Below are 14,047 nucleotides of genomic sequence, written 5' to 3'. Positions count from 1 at the left end.
GAAGTCATGAAAAAAGTCACCGTTGCCTACCTGAAAGATCTCAAAGACCGCAAACCCACTTACGCGCTGGTCGGCGAGGTCGACCTGGTTGTTGTCCGTTTCGACGAGGAAGTTTCGGTCTTCTACGGCCGTTGCCTGCATCGCGGCGCGCTGATGTCGGACGGTTTCGTCAAAGGCAACAACCTAATTTGCGGTGTGCATTACTGGGACTACCGGCTGGACAGCGGGGTCTCGGAATATAACAACGCCGAGGTTCTGCCGAAGTTCGCGTCTTGGATCGAAGACGGCGAAATACTGGTCGATGCCGACGAAATCGCTAACTGGGCGGAAGAGAACCCTCAACCCTTTAACCGGGACGACTACCTCGGTCTCTATTCGGACACCAGTCACGGCACTGAGGAAGAACCCTACAACGGTCTGATCCAACGCTACGCCAAAGAGGGCCTGTCCAAGACCGGGCATCACGGTCAAGTCGACGCGATGGGCGTGCCGCGCGCCCAATTGCCCGACTGGGACGACATTCAGATCCTGACCGCACAGCTGCACAAAATGCCACTGCTCGACGAACACAAGATCGGCACCGATGTGATTATCGGTCCCAACGCGCAACGGCCCCTGCATCTGAAGATACCGCTTTTCGTTTCCGACATGAGTTTCGGCGCACTTTCGGAACCGGCAAAGGTTGCGCTCGCGCGCGGGGCCGAACTTGCAGGCACCGGTATCTGTTCCGGCGAGGGTGGCATGCTGCCTGATGAGCAGGAAGCCAATTCGCGCTACTTCTACGAGCTGGCTTCGGCGCGCTTCGGATTTGATTGGGAAAAGCTCTCCAAGGTGCAGGCCTTTCATTTCAAGGGCGGACAGGGCGCAAAGACCGGTACGGGCGGTCACCTGCCTGGTCCCAAGGTCAAAGGCAAGATTGCTGCTGTACGCGGCCTTGACGAAGGACAAGCCGCTATTTCGCCGTCGCGCTTTCCAGACTGGACGGACATTAAACAGATCCGTTCCTTCGCTGACGAGGTCCGCAGCCGGACCGGGGGTATTCCGATCGGTTACAAACTCTCGGCCCAGCACATTGAAAAGGACATCGACGCGGCGCTTGAGGTCGGCGTCGACTACATCATCCTGGACGGACGCGGCGGCGGCACTGGCGCGGCACCGATCATTTTTCGCGACAACATTTCTGTACCTACCATCCCTGCCCTCGCCCGTGCACGGATGCACCTGGACGATTTGGAACGCGGCGACGTCTCGCTGATTATCACCGGGGGCTTACGCAAACCTGCCGACTTCGTCAAAGCCATGGCATTGGGTGCCGATGCCATCGCGGTCTCTAACGCGGCTATGCAGGCGATCGGCTGTATCGCCATGCGAGCCTGCCACACCAATAACTGCCCCGTCGGTATCGCAACCCAGAAACCGCACCTGGTCAGCCGCTTGATAGTCGAAAAATCCGCCGAGCAACTAAAAAACTTCTTTGAAGCCTCTGTTGAGCTGATGCAGGTGATGGCGCGGGCCTGCGGCCATGATCACCTCTCGCAGTTTTCGATCGAGGATCTGACCACCTGGAAAAAAGAAATGTCGGAACTCTCCGCCGTCGCTTACGGCGGCGTCAGGTGACTGGACCGGCAATACGCATTTACGAGGGATAAGAGATGACTACTGAAAAATTGGAGTGGGTATCGGTCGGCCAGGTCGGCGATCTGCCCGAAGGACGGGTCAAGACCGTGACCGCGCGGACCAACTCAATCTGCCTATCCCGCTTCGACGGCCACTGGGCAGCCATGGACAATCGTTGTCCGCATCAGGGCGGTCCGCTGGGCGAAGGCTCGATCGAACGTGGCACGGAAGGGCAATGCTGGATCCGTTGCCCCTGGCACGGTTGGGACTTCGATCCTCTCACGGGCGCACCTCCGGGCGGGCATGAGGATAGCGGCCAGAAGCTCTATCCTGTCGAAATCCGCAAAGGCGAGATCTTCGTCGGGCTGGAGCCGGAACCCGAGCGTGAACGCACGGTCACCGACGTGGTCGCCGAGACGCTGGTGAACTGGGGCGTGAAGCGCGTCTTCGGCATGGTCGGCCATTCCAATCTCGGCCTGTCGGACGCGATCCGCCTGAGGGTGGCCGCCGGGCAGATGAGCTTTGTCGGCGTCCGGCACGAGGGCGCGGCTGCCTTCGCCGCCTCCGCCTACGGCAAGCTGACAGGCAAACCCGCCGCCTGCCTGACGATTGCAGGCCCCGGAGCGACCAACCTGCTGACCGGAATGTGGGATGCCAAGGTCGACCGCGCACCGGTTCTGGCATTGACGGGTCAGGTCCAGACGCAGGTTTTCGGACCCGGTGCCTTTCAGGACATCGACCTGAAATCGGCCTTCGAAGCTGTCTCGAAGTTCTCCCAACCGGTGCTCGGCAGTTCCAATCATGCCGAGCTGGCCTCGCTGGCCTGCAAGACTGCATTGTTGGAGCGCGACGTCGCGCATCTGGTCTTTCCCGACGATGTTCAGACACTACCCAGCGAAGCGAAGGCGACCACCCCAAGCGGACGCACCGGCGGTGCGGTAGTGGTCCCCGCGAAAAACGATCTCGATGCCGCCGCTCAGATGATCCATGCCGCCAAACGGCCGGTCATCGTCATGGGCCATGGGGCGGTCGAGGCTCGCGAGGCGGTTATTGCCCTGGCGGAAAAGCTTGGCGCTCCGGTACTCACCACCTTCAAGGGCAAGGGCCTCATTCCCGACAATCACCCCAACGCAGGCGGCGTGCTGGGTCGCTCAGGTACGCCCATCGCGAGCTGGTTCATGAACGAAGCGGATCTGATCATCGCGCTGGGCTCGTCCTTTGCAAACCACACCGGCATCGAATCCTCGAAGCCGATCATCCAGGTCGATTTCGAGCGTATGCAGCTCGGGAAGTTCCATCCAGTCGCTCTGCCGGTGTGGGGTGAGATCGGCGCATTCTGCGCCGCGATCTCGCCACAACTCAATCGACCCGCGGACGCACCGGACCAGGTCGCCGAACTCGCCGAGCGCTGGGTCATCTGGCGAACAGAGAAAACCAGCCGGTTGGCTGAGCAAAGAGGTGAAGGCGTGCATTCCTCCGCGGTCTTCGATTCCCTCAGCCGGCTCTGCCCCGAGGATGCCATCATTGCCTGCGACGTGGGCAACAATACCTATTCCTTCGGGCGTTACTTTGAGAGCAAGGGACAGCGTGTCCTGATGTCGGGTTATCTGGGTTCCATTGGCTTTGGCTTTCCCGCGGCCATGGGTGCCTGGGCGGCGACCCAGGACTTCGAGGAATACGCCGGTCGCCAGGTGGTCTCAATCTCCGGCGACGGCGGCTTCGGTCAATACCCGATGGACTTCACCACCGCCGTCAAGTACGGCATGAACATCACCCACATCCTGCTGAACAACAGCCAGCTCGGAAAGATCTCCAAGGAGCAGCGCGCGGGCGAGTGGCCGGTCTGGGAAACCGACCTGCACAACCCTTCCTTCTCGGCCTACGCGCGGCTCTGCGGCGGAAAGGGTATCCGCGTGACCGATGCGGAAGAACTGGACAGTGAAATCGCCAAGGCCCTGGCCTTCGAGGGTCCGGCGCTGGTCGAAATCATCACCGATGCCGAGCTGGTTTGAACGGCACGCCCCAAAAAGAACGAAGAGGAACAACATTTAATGTCTGCTACCTGCGAACTACGCGCCCTGGCCCCGACCGAGTTGTGCAGCGCCCGCGCGATCGCGCACAAAGCCGTTCAGCTTGCCACCAAGGCAGCGCGCGCCAACCTGGACCCCGCACCCGACGATAGTCATTCGAACCTGGGTTGGGACCCTGTCAGCAAGCAATTCCTGTCTCAGCCGATGTCTAACAACAAGGGCACCTGGTATGTTGGCGTGTCTTTGTCGCCGCTGAACATCAGCATCCTTCACAATGCAGTGGCGGTAGAAACTCTGTCTCTTGATAACGTCGAATACGAGCAGGCCTTGAAGTGGCTCGATGCACAGCTCAACAACGCGGGACTGACACCTGCATCAACTGGCAAAATCCCTTACAAACTGCCTGACGAAGCAGCGGAAGTCACCGTCTTCCACGCCAGCCGCGAGGGAGCGGCGTTGCGTGCGCTCGCTGCCTGGTTCGATTTGGCCAACGATGTCCTCACCAACTTCGCCATTGCAAATGACGCCCTCCAACCTGGCCCGAGCCCCGTACGTTGCTGGCCGCACCACTTCGACATCGCCACCTACGTCGGTCTGGAAAGCGGCGACTTCGAGACGGCCCGTGGTGTCGGCGTCGGCCTTTCGCCCGGTGATGAGAGTTACGCGCAGCCTTACTTCTACATCAACCCCTGGCCCCATCCCGCCAAGGAGGATCTGCCGCAACTCCCCCTGCCCGGCCACTGGCATACGGAAAGTTTCGTCGGCGCCATCGCGACCGGAGAGGAAGTCGTCACCCTGAACGACCTGAAAAGCGAACTGCCGCTGTTCGTGGCGGGCGCCTTCGATATCGGTCTGAAAAAGCTGGGGTTCTAGTCAGCTATGTCGGCAGCGCTAACGATCTCGGTCCTGCTGGCCTGTTCAGTCGCCATTGTCCGCATCGCCTCCGTGGCGATGCGGCTGACCGGCCTGCCGGACGATGTGGCCCGCTTTCAATCCGTCTCCGCGCTGACCGGAGCCGGCTTCACCACGCGTGAATCCGAGATGATCGTCAACTATCCGGTGCGCCGGAAAATCCTCATGATACTAATGGTACTGGGTAATCTCGGTCTCGTGTCGGTCGCCTCGACCTTCATCGTTGCTTTCGTCGACGCCGATCAGAGCACTGATGCTATGGTCACACAAAGCCTGGCTATCGCGATCGCAATCTGCCTGACCCTCCTCGTCATGACCAACAAGCACCTGGATCGCTTGATGTGCCATTTTATCGGTCTTCTACTTTCGAAGGTTACAGCATTGGGCGCCCGCCCGTACCAGCGCACCCTGCAAATTGACGAAGGTTATAGCGTTGCCGAGCATGTCTTCAGGGGCTCGGCGTCGGTGTTGGTTGGCGAGCTTCCGATTGCAGACTTTAACCTCAAGCTCTTAGCCGTACGGAACGGCGAAGATTATCAAGTCAAGACAGAGGGCGGCGAAACCGAACTGTCTGCCGGCGATATCCTGGTCTGCTATGGCAGTGATACGGCGCATGACCGGTTCGGGCTTTTTACCAGATACCATTAGGCCAAGGTTTGCGCCTGCTCCAGTGTAAGCGGCATTGCCGCTTTCGATCGATTGGGACGCTGGCCGATATCGGCTGCTCTGGTCGTCGCTGGATCCAGCTCAGACAAGGCATCGTAATGGCTTAAATAGAGACGCCCAGCATGCGCGCAGAAGGATTCTGAACGTCTCAGTTTATCGGTAACCGGTCCTTTAACCTCTGCGAGATGCAAAGCGACACCAGCCGCTTCCAGGCGCTCAATCAGGGCCTCCAGGCTTTCCAAAGCGCTGGCATCGATCTCGTTGACCGCAGCGCAGTTCAGAACTACGTGTCGGACCTGCGGATCGGCGACCGCCATGTCGTAGATCTTATCTTCCAGCCAACGGGCGTTGGCGAAGTAGAGGCTCTCGTCGATGCGCAGGCTAAGGACGGACGGGCTGGCGATCACATCGTGGCGTTTGACGTTGCGGAAGTGGTGGGTACCCGGCACCTGACCCAGCCGCGCGAAGTGCGGGCGCGCAGAACGTGCCAGGAACAGCACGACCGAAAGGCTGACACCGGCGATGATCCCGGCCTCGACCCCGACGAACCAGACAGTAAGGATTGTGGCCAGCATGGCCGAGAAGTCCTTCTTGGAATAGACCCAGGTGCGCTTGATTGCGCCCAAATCGACCAGGGACAGCACTGCCACGAGGATCGTCGCGGCCAGAGTGGCTTTGGGGAGTTGATGAAACAGCGGCGTCAGCAGGAGTGCTGTTAAACCGATGCCTACGGCGGTCAGAACACCGGCCAGCGGCGTACGGGCACCCGCATCGAAGTTCACCACCGAGCGGGCAAAGCCGCCGGTCACCGGATAGCCGCCACTGAAGGCCGAGACGATGTTGGCGGCACCCAGCCCGACCAGTTCCCGGTTCGGCTGGATGCGCTCCCGGCGCTTGGCGGCAAGAGTCTGGGCAACCGATACCGATTCCACGAAGCCGACAATTGAGATCAGAAATGCGGAAGGCACGAGCAAGCGCCAGAGTTCCGGGTCGAAGCCGGGAATGGAGATAGGCGGCAGTCCCTTGGGGATTTCGCCAACAACCCTCACGCCGGCCACATCAAGGGACAAAAACTCCACCACAAGAATGGTCGCGATTACGGCGGCAACGGGACCGCCCTTGGCAAAACTGTCCGCCAAACGGTCGCTACAACCGAAGCGCTTAAGCAGCGGTTTAAGCTGAGCCCGCACCCAAAAGAGAAAAAGTGTGGCGAGGCCGCCAATGAGCAAGGTCGGTAGATTGGCTTCGCCGATATGCGCAACAAGGGACTGCGCGAGTTCGAGCAGCGTGTGACCGGAGGCCTCGATACCGAAGATATGCTTGAGCTGGCTGGCGGCGATTAGAATCCCGGAGGCGGTGATAAAGCCGGAGATCACAGGGTGGCTAAGCAGGCTCGCGAGAAAGCCCAGCCTTAAAAGCCCAAGGGAAATAAGCATCAAACCGGAAAGTAGGGCCAGCACCAGCGCCGCACCGAGATACTCGGGCGTCCCGACGGCGGCGAACTGCCCCACCGCGGCCGCCGTCATCAGGGACACCACGGCAACCGGCCCAACCGCCAAAACATTCGACGAGCCAAAGAGCGCATAGCCGACCAGTGGCAGAATGCTCGCGTAAAGGCCGACCTGCGGCGGCAGGCCGGCAAGCAACGCGTAAGCCAGGCTCTGTGGAATCAGCATGATGGTGACAATCACCGCCGCCATGGCATCGCTACGCAGAAGTTCGCCGTTGTAGCGGCGCAGCCAACCGAAACAGGGTAGAAAGTGGTCGACTTGAGATGACAAACCTGAGCCCCTCATACCGTCAGTTGACCACTTCCGGGGCCACCTTCTCAGGTTTGGCCAGCCATTCCCTTCCCTGCAGCATGGCCTGCCAATAGACCGGAGGCAGGATCTTTTCCTTCATCAGCCAAGCCAGCCGGCTGGGTTTCTGGCCGTTGATCATCCAGGAAGGAAAGCTCGGGAGCAGCTTGCCGCCGTAGCCGAATTCAGCCAGTACGATCTTGCCGCGCTCCACGGTCAGTGGACAGGATCCATAACCGTCGTAGTGTGCAACAGAGACATTCTTACCCATATCGGCCAACAGGTTTTGCGCCACGACGGGGGCCTGCTTGCGTGCCGCCGCCGCCGTCTTGGCATTAGGCGCATTCATAACGTCGCCGAGGCTCCAGATGTTCTCATAGGTCTTGTGACGTAGGGTGTTCTGATCGACATCGACCCAACCGGCTGCGTCGGCCAGCGGGCTGACCCGGATGAAATCAGGTGCGCACTGCGGTGGGCAGACGTGGATCATGTCAAAGCTGCGCTCGACGTATTCGCTCTTGTCGTCGGAATCGGTCTTCACGAAGAAGGCCCGCTTTGCCGGCCCATTGATCGAGACCAGGTTGTGGGTGAACTGGAGGCTGATATCGTACTTCTTGACGTAATCCATTAGTGCCGGCACGTATTCCTTTACACCGAACAGCGCACCGCCGGCATTGTGGAACTCAATATTGATGTTTTTGAGAGCACCGCTGTGCGCCCAGTGATCCGCCGAGAGATACATGGCCTTCTGCGGTGCCCCGGCGCATTTGATTGGCATGGGCGGTTGCGTGAAGAGCGCCGTGCCCTGACGCATCGACTGCACCAGCTCCCAAGTGTAAGGAGCGAGATCGAAACGGTAGTTCGAGGTCACGCCGTTCTTGCCAAGGGTGTCGACCAGACCGTCGATCTTGTGCCAGTCCAGCTTCAGCCCCGGGCAGACCACAAGCCGGCCGTATTCGATCAGGCGACAGCCTTCCAGCAGCACCGCATTGCGGTCGGGCTCGAAAGCGGCGACCGCGGCCTTGATCCAGTGCACTTTGTCCGGCAGCACTGAGGAAAGGGTACGCACCGTTTCGTCCGCCTCGAACACGCCCCCGCCCACCAGGGTCCAGCCCGGCTGATAGTAGTGGATGTCGGCGGGGTCGATGACTGCGATTTCCAGGTCCGGCGCACGGGTCAGCAAGGAGGCCGCAACCGAGATTCCGGCGGAACCGGCGCCCACGATCACCACATCGAACTTGCCGTCGACGGCCTCGAGCGGCGTCTTGCCGTTGTTCGCGATACGCCGCACCACGCCGTGCATGTCGTAGCCGGCATTCTGGGCCTTTTCCAGGATGTCGGTCAGTCCCATCATCCCGGCACGGCTCAGCGACCAAAGCGTGACCGAGCGAGTGCCTGTCCGGCAATAGGCCAGCGCCGGCTTGGGCAAACCGGCGAAAAGCTTGCCGAAGGATTCCGCGTCCTCGTCGGTGACCTTGCCGCTTACGACCGGCAGGTAGTGACAGCTCAGGCCGGCCTGTTTGGCGGCCTCTTCGATCTCGTGGAACAACGGCTGATCGTTGCCCTCGCCGTCCGGGCGGTTGCAGACGATGGACTTGAAGCCTGATTTGACGATCTCCGGCAGATCGGCAGCGGTGATTTGTGGTGAGACACTGATGTCGCAGTCAACTTGTTTGATTTCCATAGTTGGTTTCCTCTCACCTTTCGGGCGTATTACTTGAATCTCTGATCTGCTTTAGGTGCGTCGTTCCTACAAGGCGTCAACAGGCAACTTCAAATAGTGGACACCATTGTCATCCGCAGGCGGCAACTCGCCGGCGCGCATGTTGACTTGGACAGACGGCAGAATGAGTTTCGGCATTTCCAGTTGCTGATCGCGCGCCGAACGCATGTTGACGAACTCGTCTTCGCTGATGCCGTCGTGGACATGAATGTTCCCAGCCCGTTCGGCAGCCACCGTGGTTTCCCAGCAATAATCCCGACCACCCGGCGCATAGTCATGGCAGAGGAACAGCCTGGTCTCGGGCGGCAGCGTGAGGATTTTTTTGATCGAGCGAAAAAGGGCGCGGGCATCGCCGCCGGGAAAGTCGCAACGTGCGGTCCCGAAGTCGGGCATGAAGAGCGTGTCACCCACAAAGGCCGCATCACCGATGAGATAGGTGACACAGGCCGGCGTGTGTCCCGGCGTATGAATAACTCGCGCCTGCAGCTCGCCAATGAAGAAGACCTGACCATCCTCGAAGAGGTGGTCGAACTGACGGCCGTCAACTGCGAATTTTTCCTCAGCATTAAAAACAGACTTGAAAACGCCCTGTACCGCCTGGATTTTAGATCCAATCCCAATCTTCCCGCCGAGCTCCTCCTTAAGATAAGGCGCTGCTGTCAGGTGATCGGCATGAACATGAGTCTCCAAGATCCAATCGACTGTCAGGTTCTGCGCTCTGACAAAGGCGACAACCTCGCCGGCCGATTTTGTGGAAGTCCGGCCGGACTTCGGGTCAAAATCCTTCACTGAATCGATGATCGCGGCGCGGCACGTTTGATGGTCGATAATCACGTGAGTCGCGGTGTTGGTCGCCTCGTCGAAGAAGCTTTTAACCTTTGGCTGCATAGATGTTTCCACTCCCCTTCTCAACCCTGGGCTTTTTTCAAACTGCAGATTCCAAGCAGACGGTAGATTGGACAAAAACGGATTAAAGCGGTGACCAGGGGAACGATCCCGATGAAGCCCCAGACATAGGTGGAATCCCAAAGCGCGAGCCCGATCAAAGCCATGCCGACGATCACGCGAAGCATCCGGTCCAAGGGTCCAATATTTGCTGACATTTCATTTCTCCTGGAGTGCGATGGTTCTTGATTGAAGCAATCAAGAACGCGATCCGCCCTCTATCTATACGTTTGGAGACTGGCTCTCGCTTTTAACTGGTTCAGTGAAAACCGATCAGCCTCCATGGCATTATCGCTGTAGGGGTGAGGCAATTTGCGCCAGACTATGGCTTGCACGCTTTGGCCGTCTGTGACTTAGTCACGTTCCCGCGAACCTTTACCTTGGGAGCAACTGCAGGAAGCCTCATGAGCGACAACTGGATCGAACGATTTCCCGAGCTCGCGGCTTTACCGCTCCAGGATCAACGGCATCTGAAAGAGCGCGCAGCCAGAGTAGCGTTGCCGGCGGGCACAACGGTGTTTGCGCCTGGAGTGTCGGCGGAGAGCTTTCTTCTGATCCTCGGCGGTACCGTCCGGGTCCAACAGGTTTCACCAGGCGGCCGGGAGATCGTGCTCTACCGCGTGACCGGCGGCGAGACCTGCATCATGACTACGTCCTGTCTGCTTGCCGACGAAAACTACGTAGCGGATGGTGTAACCGAAACCGATGTCGAGGCTATTGCAATTCCCAAAGCAGCTTTCGAAGAGGCGCTCGCGCAGTCGCCGGGTTTCCGAAGACTTGTCTTCGCAGGCTATTCGCGACGCATATCCGATTTGATGCATGTGGTCGAGGAAGTGGCCTTCGAGCGGCTCGACAAACGCTTGGCCCAGCGGCTGCTGGCCCGTGCGGGTGCAGCGACTGCAATCAAGGTCACTCATCAGGATTTGGCAACCGATCTGGGCAGCGCACGAGAGGTCGTTGGCCGACTGTTGAAAGAGCTGGAACGGCGCGGTTGGATCGCCTTGTCCCGCGGCCGGATCGACCTGCGGGAACCTGCTCGGCTTAAGACGCTGGCCGAGGGAAGCTGATCTTTCGGCAGGAGGACTCGCGTGACATCTGCAAGTGACACTAACTCATGACAATCCTTCGGACAGAGCGCTTGTTGCTGCGTCCCGTCCGGGAGGAGGACGTGCCGACTTTCGAAGCTTTCTATGGCGACCCTGAGGTGATGTCGGTTCGGAAGTACGGCGTACTGGATCCTGAAACCGCACGGGTTCATGTCAGGGCGATGCTGGATCATTGGGACAAGCACGGCTTTGGCATGTGGGTCGTGGCCGATCTGGCGGACGGCGTCTTCATGGGGGAATGCGGTGTCCGATGGCAAGAAGAGGGCGCCGAATTCGAGTTGAGTTACGGTCTTAGTTCCCAATTCCGTGGACGCGGCCTGGCCACCGAAGCGGCACGGGCAGTGATCGATCATGCCCGTGGGACGCTCAAACTCGAACGCGTTGTCGCCATCGCCCGGAGCAGCAACCATGTGTCGCATCGGATTCTGGAGAAGCTCGGCATGGAGTTGATCAGCCGCAATCCCTTCGGGCGCCCCGATTTGGTGAAGTATCTTCTTTCGACAAGAACAGGCGCCTCAAGTTGATCAGTTTAAAACACAAACCAATCAAGAAGCTTGCATAGTTACGCTGATTTGCGCAGTCTCATAAAATTAGTACACAAACAAAAAAGAGTCGGCGTTATGTATCTCAACATTGGTTTCGTTACCCAGCTCGAATTCGGCCATAATAAAAACCGTATGGATCCGACGGGCTGCTGGTACAGCAGTGCCTGTATGGTTGCCTATGCCTTCGAGGCAGGCCCGCGCTTGGGCGTGCCCGAGCTTTTTTCCCGCCCAATTGAACACGCAGACGGCACAGCCGGTATCGGCCACTGGGCAATGGAGCTCGGTTGGCTCCCCACCTTCATGAAAAACGAACATCTGGTGAAGGTCGAAGATGGACTGCCAGCGGATATTCCCGCGATCCAAAAGCTCCTCAAAAAGTGGGGCCCTATGATCATCTACTGGTACAAGACCAACGATAAGGGACAGAGTTACGGCCATGCGTCCGTCCTGATTGGAGCTGAGGATAAAAATATTATCCTGCACGATCCGGAGAATGCGCCGCACACGATCATCAGCTTGAAGAGCTTCCGACCGAAGTATGATCACATGGCAGGTGAGAATAATGAGTGGTGGCCTTTGTTGCGCCACGAAGGCCCAGAATTTGGCTACAAGGGCCCGGTCGTCGGTTAGGCGAATGACCACACCCAACTTCGCACTCTAGGGCTGGGGGTTAATACAACGCTTCGAGCCCCTCGTCCCAATAAGGGCGTTCGGCGCCAAAGCGCTCGACCGCATAGTCGACGAAGACACGGACCTTTGCCGGCAGATGACGGCGTTCGGGAAAGACCGCATAGAAGATCTGCGATGGCATTGGGTATTCCTCCAGCAGCCGCACCAGGCGGCCCGCCGCAATGTCCGGCCCGGCAATGAAGGTCGGCAGTCGGCCGATCCCACAACCGCCGATCACAGCTTCGCGCAGCGCCTCGCTGTTGTTGACGTGATAATTGCCGCGAGTCTGAATTTTCGTAGCGGCATCATGTCCCTGAAATACCCATTCCTGGGCATCGCTGGAATAGGCGTAATGTAGGCAGTTGTGATCCAGGAGATCCGACGGTTTAGAAGGTCCGCCACTTTCTGCGATGTATTCGGGCGCTGCGCAAAGAACATTGTAACAGGGCGCTAGCTTACGTGCGATCAGCGCAGAGTCCGGCAGACTACCGGCACGGATGGCAACATCGAAGCCCCCCTCAATCAGATCCACAACCCGGTCCTCCATCACCATATCGATTTCGATTCCGGGGTAGCGCTTCAGGAAGGCAGGGATCAGAGGCGCGATATGTAGACGCCCGAAGGACATGGGGGTGTTGATTCTCAGCCGCCCCTGAGGTGCGCTCTGCAGCTGGGCTACTGCATCCTCGGCTTCCCGCGCCGCAGCGAGCGCTTCAACGGCGTGTGCGAAATAGCGTTCACCTGCTTCCGTCAGGCTCAAGCGCCGCGTTGAGCGATGCAAAAGTAGAACACCGAGGCGGCTTTCCACCTGCGACACTCGCTTGCTGACCGCGGATTTCGACACACCCAGCTTTCTGGCAGCCGCCGCGAAGCCACCGTTTTCAACGACAGCCACAAAAACCGGAATGGCACCAATCCCCTCCATATATCCCCCATAGTCAACTTTTTCTCAACTTACTGTTTCTTTTTATCGCAATTATCATTCTTAAGGAAACGAATTACATCCCTTTCCATTAGGAAGATAAAGGGACTGGACCATGGGGAAGATGTTGAAAAATGGCGAACTGCACAGCAAATCTAGCGACCTGAACGGCCAGTTCGTGAGAGCCGACAGTGGTTTCCGCGATTGGGTCAGTCGGGACGGCAGCACTGATTTTCCAGCGGAGGCCGACCGCTACCATCTCTACGTCTCGATAGCGTGTCCCTGGTCGCACCGCACCATGATCATGCGCACACTCAAGGGGCTGGAAAAGGTCATTACGGTGACCACTATGGACGCCCTGTTGGGTGAAGAAAGCTGGCGCCTCGATCAGAAGAGCTTCGACGAGACCGCCGGTGTCCCAAGAGATACTTTTCTCTACGAAGTCTATTTGCGCGCAGCGCCACGCTACAGCGGCACAATTACGGTCCCACTGCTTTGGGACAAGAAGACACGGCGTATCGTGAGCAATGAATCCGCAGATATCATGCGCATGCTCAACAGCGCTTTCGACGACTTCGTAACCTTTCCCACCGATTATTATCCCGGCGACCTTAGACCCGAGATCGACCGAATCAACGCTATGGTCTACGACGCCATCAGCAACGGTGTTTATCGGGCGGGCTTCGCTGCTTCCCAAGACGCCTATGACGAATCGGTAAACACGCTCTTTGAGGCGCTCGACAATCTGGAGCTTCTGCTCAGCCATCGGCGTTATCTTGCAGGCAATAGAATAACCGAAGCCGACTGGCGTCTCTTTACGACACTGGTCCGTTTCGACCCGGTTTATGTCACGCACTTCAAGACCGATCGCAAAAGGATCGCAGATTACCCGAACCTAAGCGCCTATCTTCGGGAACTCTACCAGGTACCGGGTATCTCCGGGACCATCGATATACCCCACATCCGCCGGCACTACTTTCTGAGCCACCGCCACCTCAACCCGAGCGGCATCATACCTGCTGGACCGGAGGGAAATCTCGACGGACCGCACGGGCGCGAGTTTCCTCCGCAAGCCGTCATCCCCTCAGGCCGATAAGGCCGGTTTCCGCCTGC

At 58.7% G+C, this 14,047-nt stretch carries 13 protein-coding genes; 8 read left to right on the top strand and 5 right to left on the bottom strand.

Annotation, left to right across the window (positions count from 1 at the left end; genetic code table 11):
* The first annotated feature begins 6 nt into the window (after nt 1-6).
* The 4 genes from QMZ18_RS23670 to QMZ18_RS23655 are packed head-to-tail and all read left to right on the top strand — an operon-like array spanning nt 7 to nt 5,207.
* The gene (locus tag QMZ18_RS23670) at nt 7-1,617 is read left to right on the top strand and encodes a glutamate synthase-related protein (RefSeq protein ID WP_282608836.1); all 1,611 of its coding nucleotides are present in this window, start codon (nt 7-9) and stop codon (nt 1,615-1,617) included.
* 35 nt (nt 1,618-1,652) lie between these two features.
* Nucleotides 1,653-3,629 (top strand): thiamine pyrophosphate-binding protein, encoded by a 1,977-nt coding sequence (locus QMZ18_RS23665; protein WP_282608835.1) that lies wholly within the window; start codon nt 1,653-1,655, stop codon nt 3,627-3,629.
* A gap of 39 nt (nt 3,630-3,668) precedes the next feature.
* Nucleotides 3,669-4,520 (top strand): hypothetical protein, encoded by an 852-nt coding sequence (locus QMZ18_RS23660; protein ID WP_282608834.1) that lies wholly within the window; start codon nt 3,669-3,671, stop codon nt 4,518-4,520.
* A 6-nt stretch (nt 4,521-4,526) separates the two neighbouring features.
* Complete coding sequence (locus QMZ18_RS23655; RefSeq protein ID WP_282608833.1) at nt 4,527-5,207, top strand: hypothetical protein; 681 nt, start codon at nt 4,527-4,529, stop codon at nt 5,205-5,207.
* Here QMZ18_RS23655 and QMZ18_RS23650 read toward each other — a convergent pair.
* The 4 genes from QMZ18_RS23650 to QMZ18_RS23635 form a co-directional block, all read right to left on the bottom strand.
* Entirely contained in the window at nt 5,204-7,006 is a 1,803-nt protein-coding gene (locus QMZ18_RS23650) for a sulfate permease (protein ID WP_322097265.1), read from the bottom strand. The genes QMZ18_RS23655 and QMZ18_RS23650 overlap by 4 nt on opposite strands.
* Nucleotides 7,007-7,025: 19 nt before the next feature.
* Nucleotides 7,026-8,708: a bifunctional protein tyrosine phosphatase family protein/NAD(P)/FAD-dependent oxidoreductase gene (locus QMZ18_RS23645; RefSeq protein WP_282608831.1), complete on the bottom strand. Its 1,683-nt coding sequence runs from the start codon at nt 8,706-8,708 to the stop codon at nt 7,026-7,028.
* Between the two features lie 66 nt (nt 8,709-8,774).
* Nucleotides 8,775-9,635, bottom strand: a complete 861-nt coding sequence (locus tag QMZ18_RS23640; RefSeq protein ID WP_282608830.1) for an MBL fold metallo-hydrolase — start codon at nt 9,633-9,635, stop codon at nt 8,775-8,777.
* A gap of 20 nt (nt 9,636-9,655) precedes the next feature.
* Complete coding sequence (locus tag QMZ18_RS23635; RefSeq protein WP_282608829.1) at nt 9,656-9,850, bottom strand: DUF2892 domain-containing protein; 195 nt, start codon at nt 9,848-9,850, stop codon at nt 9,656-9,658.
* Between the two features lie 246 nt (nt 9,851-10,096).
* Between QMZ18_RS23635 and QMZ18_RS23630 the strand changes: the two genes are divergently transcribed.
* The 3 genes from QMZ18_RS23630 to QMZ18_RS23620 all read left to right on the top strand — a co-directional run bounded on the left by QMZ18_RS23630 (nt 10,097) and on the right by QMZ18_RS23620 (nt 11,973).
* Nucleotides 10,097-10,759, top strand: a complete 663-nt coding sequence (locus QMZ18_RS23630) for a Crp/Fnr family transcriptional regulator (protein ID WP_282608828.1) — start codon at nt 10,097-10,099, stop codon at nt 10,757-10,759.
* A gap of 47 nt (nt 10,760-10,806) precedes the next feature.
* Nucleotides 10,807-11,322 carry a GNAT family N-acetyltransferase gene (locus QMZ18_RS23625; protein WP_282608827.1) on the top strand — a complete coding sequence of 172 codons (516 nt, stop codon included), beginning with the start codon at nt 10,807-10,809 and terminating at the stop codon, nt 11,320-11,322.
* Nucleotides 11,323-11,418: 96 nt separating this feature from the next.
* Nucleotides 11,419-11,973, top strand: coding sequence for a papain-like cysteine protease family protein (locus tag QMZ18_RS23620; protein ID WP_282608826.1), 555 nt, complete (start codon nt 11,419-11,421; stop codon nt 11,971-11,973).
* Nucleotides 11,974-12,013: 40 nt separating this feature from the next.
* Here the strand turns inward: QMZ18_RS23620 and QMZ18_RS23615 are convergent, their stop codons facing one another.
* The gene (locus QMZ18_RS23615) at nt 12,014-12,937 is read right to left on the bottom strand and encodes a LysR family transcriptional regulator (protein ID WP_282608825.1); all 924 of its coding nucleotides are present in this window, start codon (nt 12,935-12,937) and stop codon (nt 12,014-12,016) included.
* A gap of 112 nt (nt 12,938-13,049) precedes the next feature.
* Here QMZ18_RS23615 and QMZ18_RS23610 point away from each other — a divergent pair, with 112 nt between their 5' ends.
* Nucleotides 13,050-14,030 carry a glutathione S-transferase family protein gene (locus QMZ18_RS23610; RefSeq protein ID WP_282608824.1) on the top strand — a complete coding sequence of 327 codons (981 nt, stop codon included), beginning with the start codon at nt 13,050-13,052 and terminating at the stop codon, nt 14,028-14,030.
* The last annotated feature ends 17 nt before the right edge of the window (nt 14,031-14,047 follow it).

This window comes from Pelagibius sp. Alg239-R121 (genome assembly GCF_947331435.1).
GTDB lineage: Bacteria > Pseudomonadota > Alphaproteobacteria > Kiloniellales > Kiloniellaceae > Denitrobaculum.
The sequence above is the reverse complement of the archived record's forward strand: the minus strand, read 5'-3'. Positions and strand labels throughout refer to the sequence as shown.

What these genes read in the sequence shown, in the direction of transcription:
- QMZ18_RS23670 (WP_282608836.1), top strand. Translation starts at nt 7, where the DNA reads ATGAAAAAAGTCACCGTTGCCTACCTGAAAGATCTCAAAGACCGCAAA.
- QMZ18_RS23660 (WP_282608834.1), top strand. Translation starts at nt 3,669, where the DNA reads ATGTCTGCTACCTGCGAACTACGCGCCCTGGCCCCGACCGAGTTGTGC.
- QMZ18_RS23620 (WP_282608826.1), top strand. Translation starts at nt 11,419, where the DNA reads ATGTATCTCAACATTGGTTTCGTTACCCAGCTCGAATTCGGCCATAAT.
- QMZ18_RS23635 (WP_282608829.1), bottom strand. Translation starts at nt 9,850, where the DNA reads ATGTCAGCAAATATTGGACCCTTGGACCGGATGCTTCGCGTGATCGTC.
- QMZ18_RS23625 (WP_282608827.1), top strand. Translation starts at nt 10,807, where the DNA reads ATGACAATCCTTCGGACAGAGCGCTTGTTGCTGCGTCCCGTCCGGGAG.
- QMZ18_RS23630 (WP_282608828.1), top strand. Translation starts at nt 10,097, where the DNA reads ATGAGCGACAACTGGATCGAACGATTTCCCGAGCTCGCGGCTTTACCG.
- QMZ18_RS23640 (WP_282608830.1), bottom strand. Translation starts at nt 9,635, where the DNA reads ATGCAGCCAAAGGTTAAAAGCTTCTTCGACGAGGCGACCAACACCGCG.
- QMZ18_RS23615 (WP_282608825.1), bottom strand. Translation starts at nt 12,937, where the DNA reads ATGGAGGGGATTGGTGCCATTCCGGTTTTTGTGGCTGTCGTTGAAAAC.
- QMZ18_RS23610 (WP_282608824.1), top strand. Translation starts at nt 13,050, where the DNA reads ATGGGGAAGATGTTGAAAAATGGCGAACTGCACAGCAAATCTAGCGAC.
- QMZ18_RS23655 (WP_282608833.1), top strand. Translation starts at nt 4,527, where the DNA reads ATGTCGGCAGCGCTAACGATCTCGGTCCTGCTGGCCTGTTCAGTCGCC.
- QMZ18_RS23665 (WP_282608835.1), top strand. Translation starts at nt 1,653, where the DNA reads ATGACTACTGAAAAATTGGAGTGGGTATCGGTCGGCCAGGTCGGCGAT.
- QMZ18_RS23645 (WP_282608831.1), bottom strand. Translation starts at nt 8,708, where the DNA reads ATGGAAATCAAACAAGTTGACTGCGACATCAGTGTCTCACCACAAATC.